Below are 10,133 nucleotides of genomic sequence, written 5' to 3' on the forward strand. Positions count from 1 at the left end.
CTCGCGCAACGCCTCCGGCGATGCTTGCCCCGTTCTGGTGCATCACGTCCTCCATCCAGTCGAACGACCTGCTCGACCAGTTAAGCGCACTTCTGGCGCGAGGTCAAACAGCTGATTTAATTCGCTGTCATGCTTGAGTGATTCGATCATGCTGAGGAGTCCTCGTGTCCCATGCCCCGCTCATCGACGCCCAACCTGAAACCCCGCCGAGGACGAGCGGCGTCGTGATGGTCCTCGCCTTCGCCGGGATCGTGGTCTCGCTGATGCACACCCTGGTGATCCCACTGGTCCCCGACCTGCCGCAGCTGCTCAACGCGAACCCGGCCGACGCCACCTGGGCGGTCACCGCCACACTGCTCGCCGCCGCCGTCTCCACCCCGGTGATGGGACGGCTGGGCGACATGTACGGCAAACGCCGGATGCTGCTGGTCAGCCTGACCGTGCTGGTGGCCGGATCGGTCGTCGCCGGCCTGGCCGGTTCCCTGGTCCCGATGGTCGTCGGCCGGGCACTGCAGGGCCTGTCCGGCGGCGTCATCCCGCTGGGCATCGGGATCATGCGCGACGAGCTGCCACGCGAACGACTCGGCGCGGCGACCGCGACGATGAGCTCCTCGCTCGGCGTCGGTGCCGCGCTCGGCCTGCCGGCCGCGGCCCTGATCGCCGACAACCTCAGCTGGCACATGCTGTTCTGGACCTCGGCCGCCGCAGGCGGCATCGCCGTGGTGCTCGTGCACGTGTTCGTGCCGGAGTCCCCGATCCGCACCGGCGGGCGCTTCGACCTGACCGGCGCGGCGGGGCTGTCGGTGGCGCTGGTGTGCCTGCTGCTGGCGATCTCCAAGGGCGCCGACTGGAACAGCCGGGTCGTCATCGGGCTGTTCATCACGGCGGCCGTCGTGCTGCTGGCGTGGGGTTGGTGGGAACTGCGCTCCGCCCGGCAGCCGCTGGTGAACCTGCGCACCGCCGCACGCCCTCAGGTGCTGCTGACCAACCTCTCCGCCGGCACGCTGGGCTTCGCCACGTTCGCCCTGTCACTGGTGCTGCCGCAGCTGTTGCAGCTACCGGTCGCAACCGGCTACGGCCTCGGAGAGTCGATGCTGGTGGTCGGACTGGTCATGGCACCCCAAGGCCTGGTCATGATGTTCGTCTCCTCGCTGTCCGCACGCATCTCCCAGGCCTGGGGCCCCAAAGCGACACTGATGCTCGGCACCGCGGTGGTCGCCGCCGGCTACGCTCTCGGCATCCTGCTGATGTCCGAGATCTGGCAGCTCGTGATGGTCTCCTGCGTGATCGGCGCCGGCGTCGGATTCGCCTACGGCGCCCTGCCCACCCTGATCATGTCGGCGGTGCCGGTGTCCGAGACCGCCGCCGCCAACAGCCTCAACACCCTCCTGCGCGCCATCGGCAGCTCCGTCTCCAGCGCCGTCGTCGGCGTCGTCCTCGCCAAGATGACCACCACCTTCGGCGTTCCATCACTGGCCGGTCTGCGCACGGTGCTGGCGATCGGCGCCGGCGCCGCCCTCGCCGCCTTGATCATCGCGTCCTTCCTGCCGCGCGCAGACCACCGCGCTACGCCTTCCACCACATCAGAAGCAGGATCGCCGACGGACGGGTGACGTCGTGGTGGACGTGTTGACCCGCGGAATGCAGCACGCTGGCCGCTGAACCGCGAGTCTCACACCTTCGAGTGCGCATCCTGCATCGTGCAAGGACTCCAGCGGGGCCTGCCGATGATCTGGTGCGAGATGGCTGCCCAGCGGGTGAGCACTTGGCTCGTTCGGAGTTGGTGAGTCCTGCCCGGGGTTCGTGCGCCTGCTGGTGGCTGGGGGAGTGACCGCTGAAGGGATGTCGTGCCGCACCTGGCGCTTGGTGCGAGCACTTGACCATTGGCTGCCGGCGTTCTCCCGATGTCGTTCAGAAGTGAGTGGGAGGTGTGTGGCGTGTTGTTCGTCGGTGACGACTGGGCTGAGGGTCATCACGACATCGAGATCATGGATGAGAGTGGACAGGCGTTGGTGAAGGCCCGGCTACCTGAAGGAGTGGAGGGGATTGGCCGTCTGCACGCGTTGATCGCGGAGCGCCTCGGGCCGGATGCAGATCCGCAGCGGGTGTTGATCGGGATCGAGACTGATCGTGGTCCGTGGGTGGCGGCGCTGGTGGCGGCTGGCTATCGGGTGTTCGTGGTCAATCCGCGGCAGACGTTCCGGTTCCGTGAACGGTTCTCGCCGTCCGGTGCGAAGAGCGACGCCGCAGACGCGCACGTGCTGGCGGACATGGTGCGCACTGACTCCCATCAACTACGTCCGGTCGCAGGCGACAGCGATCTGGCAGAGGCGATCAAGCTCCTGGCTCGCGCCCACCAAAGCCTGATCTGGGACAGGCAGCGGCTGGTCGCACGGTTGCGGGCGCAGCTGCGGGACTTCTTCCCCGCGGCGCTGGCCGCGTTCGGCGAAGAACTCGCCGCCGCGGAGGCGCTCGACCTGCTGAAGCAGGCACCCGATCCGGACAAGGCGATGAAACTGTCACTCGCGAAGATCACCACGACGTTGCGCCGAGCGGGTCGGCGCAAGATCGACGAACGTGTCCGGAAGATTCAGGACGGACTGCGGTCAGAACAGCTGCGCCTGCCGGTGACCGTGCAGCGGGCGTATGCCATGACCGTGAACTCGCTCGTCAACTCGCTCGTCGCAATGATCGCCACGACCGTCGAACAGATCGATCACCTCGAGCAGGAACTGACCGAGCGCTTCCACGAACACCCGGACTCGGCGATCTACCTCTCCCAGCCCGGCATCGGCGTTGTCCTGGGCAGCCGTGTGCTCGGCGAGTTCGGCGACGACCCCGACCGCTATGCCGGGCCGAAGGCGCGCAAGAACTACGCCGGGACCAGCCCGGTCACCATCGCCTCCGGCTGCAGAAGCACCGTCAACGCCCGATACGTGCGCAACACCAGACTCATCGACGCACTGATGCGCCAAGCGATGACCGCGCTCGCGGGCTCACCCGGCGCGCGGGCCTACTACGACCGCCAACGCGCACGAGGGCTCCCGCACAACGCCGCGCTGCGGCACGTCGGTAACCGCTTTGCCGGGATCCTCCACGGTTGCCTTGCTACCCACACGACGTACGACGAGGCCACCGCCTGGAGCCACCACACCGCGGTTTCAGCGGCCTGATCCCTTAATCCCAGGGATGTCCTCGGGCTCGCAAAGCAAGATCCACAAGGTTGAAGAGGAGCGCAACAATGGGTACGAACAATGCAAAGAAGCAGGTAGAGACGAATCTCTACCTGCTTCTCCGGAGTACGCCGCCAGGGACTCGAACCCCGGACCCGCTGATTAAGAGTCAGCTGCTCTAACCAACTGAGCTAGCGGCGCCTGTTCAGCGTCGGAGCCTTGCGTTTCCGACACGAAGAACGTTAGCACAGGGCTGCCAAGGGGTTTTCAGGCGGGGTCCCCAGTCCGTTCGAGCCCGGTGTGGATCAGCCACTGAGCCGCGGTGTAGGTGGGCATCACGCCGGCCGACGCGACCTGGGCCGCGCGTCCTCTGAGGACGAAGCGGCTGGCGCCGAGGAGTGCGTCCGACACCGCGAAGAGCGCTGCACCACCGGAAACTCGCCGCGCGCCTGGACCGCGAACGGTTGAGGCGGCGGCCATCGGCACGACCGCCCTGCGGGCGCCCGCCCACGAACCGGCCAGGCCGATCGCCGTGCCGGGGTCGCGGGGAGGGGTGGCGACGGCCAGGAGGGGGCAGGGCTCCGGCAAAGTCGCTCGGCCGTCAACCAGGTTGTGAGGTTGGCGATTCGATCAAGAGCCGGAACTGAGCCCTTGTCGTGGTGGATGAAGGGCTCCTTCATCCACCCCAGGTTCAGGAAGGGTCCCTTCATCGACGACGCTCGCCGCGTGGGCGCGCTCTCATCGGGTATGTCGGGCGGGCTGGGCGACTTTGCCGGGGCCCTGGCAGGGAGGGGCATGAGGGCGGTCTTCGTCACGGACCGCACGGGCCACGCACGGTTGCCGCGATCGAGTCCACGATCGCGGCAACCGCGTAGGCCTGCTTCTTCATGAGCACCTCTCGCTTTCGAGGTGCTCAGGTCAGACCGGTCAGCTCAGCGTCAGGGCCGTGTCGTCGATCACGAACGACGTCTGCAGCGAAGCGTCCTCCACGCCCGTGAACTTGATGGTCACGGTCTGGCCCGCGAACGAGGACACGTCGAACGTCTTGAGGACGTAGCCCGAGGCCGCGTTCGCGTTGGAGAAGGTGCCGAGGGTGGTGCTGCCCGCGGTGACCGTCAGCTTGTCGTAGACGGTGCTGCTGGTCTCAGCGGTGTCGATGTGCAGGTAGAACGTCAGCGACGCCTTGCAGCCGGCCGGGATCGTCACCGACTGGGACAGCGAGTCGGTGTGCGACGAGCCGTAGCCGTTCAGCCAGGACGACCAGGTGCCGCTGTGGGAGGGCTGGCCGTTCGAGTCGTGCTGGCCGATGACGCCGGAGGTCGCCGTCCACGAGGTGGCGCCGGACTCGAAGCCCGGGTTGGCGAGCTTCTGGCCGGAGCAGTTGCCGCCGCCGGTGCCGACGGTCCAGCTGAACGACGCGGAGCCGCTCTTGCCGGTGCTGTCCTGTGCGGTCACCGTGACGTTCGAGGTGGCGGCGGTGGTCGGGGTGCCGGAGATGGTGCCGGTGCCCGAGTTGATCGACAGGCCCGCGGGCAGGCCGGTCGCGGACCACGTGTACGGCGCGGTGCCGCCGCTCGCCGACAGCGGCAGGCTCACCGCGGTGCCGACCGTGCTCGACTGGTTGCCGGGGTTGCTGACCGTGACGGTGCCGGTCGCGCTGCAGGTCGGGTCGGCCGACTGCGCGGGCACGCTGATCGCGTCCCAGGCCGCCTTGACCGTGTTGAACTCGGTGCAGCTGCCGGGGAAGAGGTTCTTCGCGGCGGTCAGCGTCCAGGTGCGGTACTTGAGGTACGAGCTGCCGGACGTCTTGAGCAGCATGGCGTTGTAGAAGATCTTGATGGCCTTCTCGACGCCGAGGCCCGTGATCGTGGTGTTGTTGCAGGTGGTGCTGGTCGGCTGGCCGTTGGTCGGGTTCGTGCCCTGCGAGAGCAGGTAGAACCAGTGGTTGCCGGGACCGGCGGCCGCGTGGACCTCGGTGCTCGGGATCGAGCTGGAGTAGCAGTTCGCGTGGCCGAGCGCCGACGGGTTGTACATGTTGCGGATCGGGCCGTTGCCGACGAGGTTGATCGTCTCGCCGACGAGGAAGTCCGGGGTGTCGTACGGCGACGGCTCGTTGGCGAACCACTCGGTGGTGGCGCCGAAGACGTCCGCGACGAACTCCTGCGTGCCGGAACCGGAGATGCCACCGGGGGTGTGGTCGTCGATGCCGTGGCCGAGCTCGTGCGCGACGACGTCGATCGAGCCGATCCACTGGCCGGCGGTGTTCTTGCCGATCTGGACCTGGCTGCCGTCGTAGTAGGCGTTCTGGTCGTTCAGGCCGACGCGCATCGGCCAGCCGCCGCCGTTGCCGTCAAAACCGTTGCGGCCCAGCCACTGCGAGAGCATCTTCGACTCGGTCTGCGCCGCGAAGAGCACGTCGACGCAACCGGTCTCGCGGTTGGTCTGGGTGCCGTTGCCCCACGTGTCGGTGGACTTGGTGAACGTGGTGTTGTTCGCCGCGTCCTGGCAGCTGACGTTGGTGAGGTTCGGGTCCTTCATGGAGTACGTGCCACCGGACTGCGTGGTGGCGATGGTGACGGGGTTCGGGCCGTTCCAGCCGCTGGTGCCGGTGCCGTGCAGGACGTGTTCCTGCTTGTGCAGCACCTGACCGGTGGCGGCGTCGACGATCACGTCGAGCTTGCTCGGGCCCTCGTCGTCCCGGCCGACGACCGAGACCTTCCAGGCGAGCTTCGGCGTGGAGTCGAGCGCGTAGACGACCTGCTCCGCGGCGCCAGTGCTGTCCACCTTGGACAGCGCGGACTTGGCGGTGGCCTCGGCCTGGGCCTTGGTGACCTTCGCGGTGGTGTCGGTGAGGTTGATGGTGTCGCTCTGGCCGACGGAGGTGTGCAGCACCTGGCCGGTCGCGTTGGTGACGACGACGAAGTCGCCGCCCACCACCGACATCCCCTTGTAGGTCCGCTCGTACGGGATGTACTTCAGCCCGTTCGTCGACGAGATGACGCCGTGGCGGACGAACGAGTCGTTCGCGCTGGCGTGCAACTGGGACGGTCGGCTGTCGACGAGGCTCGCGGCCGCGTCCACGGCCATCGCGTCGGCGGTCTGCGCCGGCGGCTGGGCCACGGCGCTGTGCGCGCCGGTTTGGCTGAGAACGGCTGCGACAAGTGTTCCTGCCGCGGCCAGCACGAGAGAGCGTCTCGCTTGCATTGGTTCTCCTCGTTGCAGGGCGAAGACACCGGCTCGCGGTTGCAGGGGAGCCGGTGGTTCGTCTGAGGTGAATGTGTGGCGGAGCAGGGAAAGAATGAGTTCCGAAACCTTCGTTAACAAGTACTAACTTATTCACACACCACTATGCGTCGATTTTTGTACGATTTGCTGCCGCGCTTTCCTCTGATGGGGCAGATGTCCGTTCTGTCGCAAGTAGCCTGCGCAGAGCGGTTGGGGTGTGTCCGAGGTGTTCGCGCACGGTCCGGCACAGGTGCGCCTGGTCGGCGAACCCGAGGTCGGCGGCCAGTGCGGCGAGGCCGGATTCGCCCTGTTCCAAACGATCCAGGGCACGGGTGACGCGCACCCGGTTGCGGTAGCGGGTCAGCGACACCCCGAGCTCACGGGTGAACGCGCGGCTCAGCCGGTAGGGCGAGACGCCGAGCAACGCGGCGAGCGGAAGGAGCCCGGCCGCGGCGGGGTGGTCGTCACCGATCACGCCGCGCGCCCTGGCCACCAGCGCCTGGTCGGCCGTGCCGTCGGGAACGGTCGTGGTGACGACCCGCCGCACGATTTCCCCCACGAGCGCGACCAGTTCTTCGGACGGGTCGGTGCGCGCGGCCGCCAGCAGCCTTCGATGGGCCAGGTCGAGCCTGCCGTCCACGTACAACGACGACCCGCGCACCCGTGGCGCGTCACCGGCGATGGCGTGCCAGAGCGCAGGTTTCAGCCCGATCGACGTGCACTCGTCACCGCCGGCGGGATGGGCGAACTGCTCCTCCTCGCCGGGCAGGCCGAGGTAGCCGACGGTGCGGTCGAGATCGGCCGGCACACCGCGCACCCGGCGGCGGAACCCGCCGCGGCGCACGAGCACGAGCCGCACGTCCTGCCGCGGCGGCTCGGCCGACCAGCCGCGGTGGTCGTCGCGACAGTCCACCGCGGACACGGAGAACTCCGGCCGCACCACGAGATCGACGAACGACAGCACCTCTGCAGGCTAGGCCGGGGGTCTGACAATTTGGTGCAAGGATCTTCAAGACCTCCGGGGTGACCGTGGCCGAGGCTGGTGCGCAACGAACGAAGGAGAACACCATGCCCGCACTTGCCCGACTCACCACGGTCGTCCTCGACTGCGCCGACCCGCAGGCGCTGGCCGAGTTCTACCGCGCCGTCACGGGCTGGAAGATCACGTCCAGTGACGCGGACAGCGCCTACCTGGGCGAGGACGGCGTCCAGCTCGCGTTCTTCCGCGTGCCGGACCACCGGCCTGCCGCCTGGCCGGGCCCCGGCAAGCAGGCGCACCTGGACTTCCAGGTCGACGACCTCGACCTGGCCGTCAAGCAGGTGCTCGAACTCGGTGCTACGAAGCCGGAGTTCCAGCCCGGCGAGGGCCGGTGGACGGTGCTGGCCGACCCGGAGGGCCACCTGCTGTGCCTGTGCGCCTGACCGGCGTGAACTCGTAGTCCCGCAACGGGAAGCGGCCGGCGGCCCGCTGCGCGCTGATCGTCGAGGTCGGCCGCAGCAGGGTCGCTTCGCCGTGCTGGTTGAAGTAGTAGCTGTGCGCGGTGGCGCACCGGCCGAGCGAGAACACCGAGTTCCGCACGACCTTCCCGCGCATGCGGTCGAGGAACTCGTCGTTGGCCCGCTGGGTCACCTCGAAGACCTCCGCGCCGCGCTGCCGCATCCCGGTGAACAACCGCCGCAGGTGCGTCATCTGGCACTCGATGGTCGTGAAGTACGAGAGTCCGCTGTAGGAGTAGGGACTGTTGAGCGACAGGTAGTTCGGGAAGCCCGGCACGCTCACGCCCTCGTAGGCCTGGAACCGGTTCTGCCGCCACCACGCGCCGAGGTCCCTGCCGTCGCGCCCGATCACCTCGAACGCGGGGAAGTTGGTGTCCCACAGGTCGAATCCCGTGGCCAGCACGAGGACGTCGATCTCGGTCCGGCCCTCGGCGGTGATGACACCGCCTGCGTCGATCCGTTCGATGGTGGAGGTTTCCAGGCGCACGTGCGGTTGGGTGAACGTGCGGAAGTAGTCGTTGGAGAACGTCGGGCGCTTGCAGCCGAACGAGTAGTCCGGCGTGAGCTTGCGGCGCAGCACCGGGTCGCGGACCTGGCGGTGCAGGTGCGCGCGGCACCACCGTTCGGCCAGCCGGTTCGCGAGGCGCAGCTGCCGGTAGTGGACCACGCCCGAGATCATCATCAGTTCGAGGATCGAGCTGCCCAGCCACCGCACGGCCCGCTGGACGAAAGGCAGGCGCGCGAACAGCTTCCGCAACGGCACGGGGATCGGGTGGTCGGGTTTCGGGCTGACCCAGATCGGCGTGCGCTGGTAGACCGTCAAAGCAGCGGCGGACCGGGCGAGTTCCGGGATCAGCTGCACGGCCGTGGCGCCGGTGCCGATGATCGCCACCCGCTTGCCGGTCAGGTCGGCGGGTTGCCACGCGGCGGTGTGGATCACCTCGCCCTGGAACGAGGAGATGCCCGGGATGTCGGGCATCTTGGGCTGGGAGAGGAACCCCGTGGCGGTCACGAGGTACCGCGCCGTGACGACCGATCCGTCCGCGGTCCTCACCTCCCAGTGGTCGTCGCGCCACCCGGCCCCGGTGACGGCGGTGCCGAAGCGCATGAACCGGCGCAGGTCGTACTTGTCCGCCACGTGCGCGGCGTACCGCTTGAGCTCCTCGCCCGGCGCGAACAGCCGCGACCAGTGCGGGTTCGGCTCGAACGAGTAGGAGTAGGTCGGGGACGGGATGTCCACGGCAAGGCCCGGATAGCGGTTGACGTGCCACGTTCCGCCGAGGTCGTCCTCCCGTTCCAGGATCAGCAGGTCGTCCAGCCCGAGCCGCCTGAGTTCGACCGCCGCGCCCATGCCGCCGAACCCGGCACCGACGACGACCGCGTCGTACTGGGGGAACTTCTGGTTCACGCCGACCTCCTCCACCGAAACGGAATCGCATGTCAGTTCCGGAACGGTATGTCAGTTCTCGGGTGATCACAAGAGTCCGCAGGTCATAGACTTGGGCGCATGACGTCCAGTGCCGAACCCGTCAGCCGCGCCGAGCGCAAGAAGCAGGAGCTGCGCCGCGAGATCATCGACGCGGCGTTCGACTGCTTCGCCGAACGCGGCTACCACGCCACCGGGATCGCCGACGTCGCCACGCGCCTGGGCATCGGGCACGGCACGTTCTACCGCTACTTCCAGAACAAGCGGGACATCGTCGACCACGTCGTGGACGACCTGGTCGCGCGCATCACCGGCGCCCTCACCGCGGAGAACGCGCCGGACGCGGTGTCGACGCTCGCCGAGTACCGCGAGCAGTCCGCGCGCATCGGCGAGGCGCTGGCCCGCATCTTCGGCGAGGACCCGCGCGTGCCGCGGCTGCTGCTGTTCGAGGCGCCGGGCATCGACCGGGCCATGGCGGAACGGATCCTCGACCTGTTCGACCTGGCCGCCGCGCTCACCGCCGCCTACCTCTCGCACGGCGTCGAGCTGGGCTACCTGCGCGCCGACCTCGACGTCGGCAACACCGCCAGGGCCATCAACGGCATGATCCTCGGCTCGGCCATCGCCTCGCTGCGCACGCCGGAGGACCAGACCGCGCTCAGCGAGGCGATCCGGCGCGTGATGTACGACGGGATCGCCGCCGAGCACCCGGTGCGCTCGGTGGTCGATGAAGGGCTCCTTCCTCCACCTGAGGTGTAGGAAGGAGCCCTTCATCGAGCACCCGGCTAGCGGACCGCGCGGACGCCGTTCTC

The 10,133-nt window shown here is 68.3% G+C and carries 8 protein-coding genes and 1 tRNA gene; 4 read left to right on the forward strand and 5 right to left on the reverse strand.

Annotated features, from left to right (window positions below):
- Positions 1-227 precede the first annotated feature (227 nt).
- Both ABZV40_RS43010 and ABZV40_RS43015 read left to right on the forward strand, forming a co-directional pair.
- Positions 228-1,613 carry an MFS transporter gene (locus tag ABZV40_RS43010; RefSeq protein WP_355455484.1) on the forward strand — a complete coding sequence of 462 codons (1,386 nt, stop codon included), beginning with the start codon at positions 228-230 and terminating at the stop codon, positions 1,611-1,613.
- A gap of 324 nt (positions 1,614-1,937) precedes the next feature.
- Complete coding sequence (locus ABZV40_RS43015; protein WP_355455470.1) at positions 1,938-3,173, forward strand: IS110 family transposase; 1,236 nt, start codon at positions 1,938-1,940, stop codon at positions 3,171-3,173.
- Positions 3,174-3,300: 127 nt separating this feature from the next.
- On the opposite strand, the gene ABZV40_RS43020 is transcribed toward ABZV40_RS43015, so the two are convergent.
- From ABZV40_RS43020 to ABZV40_RS43035, 4 genes are all read right to left on the reverse strand, one after another.
- Positions 3,301-3,374, reverse strand: a tRNA-Lys gene (locus ABZV40_RS43020).
- A gap of 66 nt (positions 3,375-3,440) precedes the next feature.
- Positions 3,441-3,761 (reverse strand): lysoplasmalogenase family protein, encoded by a 321-nt coding sequence (locus ABZV40_RS43025; RefSeq protein ID WP_355455472.1) that lies wholly within the window; start codon positions 3,759-3,761, stop codon positions 3,441-3,443.
- Positions 3,762-4,100: 339 nt separating this feature from the next.
- Positions 4,101-6,377: a M4 family metallopeptidase gene (locus ABZV40_RS43030; protein ID WP_355455474.1), complete on the reverse strand. Its 2,277-nt coding sequence runs from the start codon at positions 6,375-6,377 to the stop codon at positions 4,101-4,103.
- Positions 6,378-6,519: 142 nt separating this feature from the next.
- Entirely contained in the window at positions 6,520-7,362 is an 843-nt protein-coding gene (locus tag ABZV40_RS43035) for a helix-turn-helix transcriptional regulator (RefSeq protein ID WP_355455475.1), read from the reverse strand.
- A gap of 104 nt (positions 7,363-7,466) precedes the next feature.
- Between ABZV40_RS43035 and ABZV40_RS43040 the strand changes: the two genes are divergently transcribed.
- A complete protein-coding gene (locus tag ABZV40_RS43040; RefSeq protein ID WP_355455477.1) occupies positions 7,467-7,820 on the forward strand; it encodes a VOC family protein in 354 nt (117 codons plus the stop codon).
- Here ABZV40_RS43040 and ABZV40_RS43045 read toward each other — a convergent pair.
- A complete protein-coding gene (locus ABZV40_RS43045) occupies positions 7,735-9,303 on the reverse strand; it encodes an NAD(P)/FAD-dependent oxidoreductase (protein ID WP_355455478.1) in 1,569 nt (522 codons plus the stop codon). The two genes, ABZV40_RS43040 and ABZV40_RS43045, sit on opposite strands and share 86 nt — an antisense overlap.
- A gap of 99 nt (positions 9,304-9,402) precedes the next feature.
- Between ABZV40_RS43045 and ABZV40_RS43050 the strand changes: the two genes are divergently transcribed.
- Entirely contained in the window at positions 9,403-10,080 is a 678-nt protein-coding gene (locus ABZV40_RS43050) for a TetR/AcrR family transcriptional regulator (protein WP_355455480.1), read from the forward strand.
- Positions 10,081-10,133: the final 53 nt, after the last annotated feature.

The organism is Lentzea sp. NPDC004782 (genome assembly GCF_040609115.1).
GTDB lineage: Bacteria > Actinomycetota > Actinomycetes > Mycobacteriales > Pseudonocardiaceae > Lentzea.

What these genes read in the sequence shown, in the direction of transcription:
- ABZV40_RS43010 (WP_355455484.1), top strand. Translation starts at nt 228, where the DNA reads ATGGTCCTCGCCTTCGCCGGGATCGTGGTCTCGCTGATGCACACCCTG.
- ABZV40_RS43030 (WP_355455474.1), bottom strand. Translation starts at nt 6,377, where the DNA reads ATGCAAGCGAGACGCTCTCTCGTGCTGGCCGCGGCAGGAACACTTGTC.
- ABZV40_RS43040 (WP_355455477.1), top strand. Translation starts at nt 7,467, where the DNA reads ATGCCCGCACTTGCCCGACTCACCACGGTCGTCCTCGACTGCGCCGAC.
- ABZV40_RS43050 (WP_355455480.1), top strand. Translation starts at nt 9,403, where the DNA reads ATGACGTCCAGTGCCGAACCCGTCAGCCGCGCCGAGCGCAAGAAGCAG.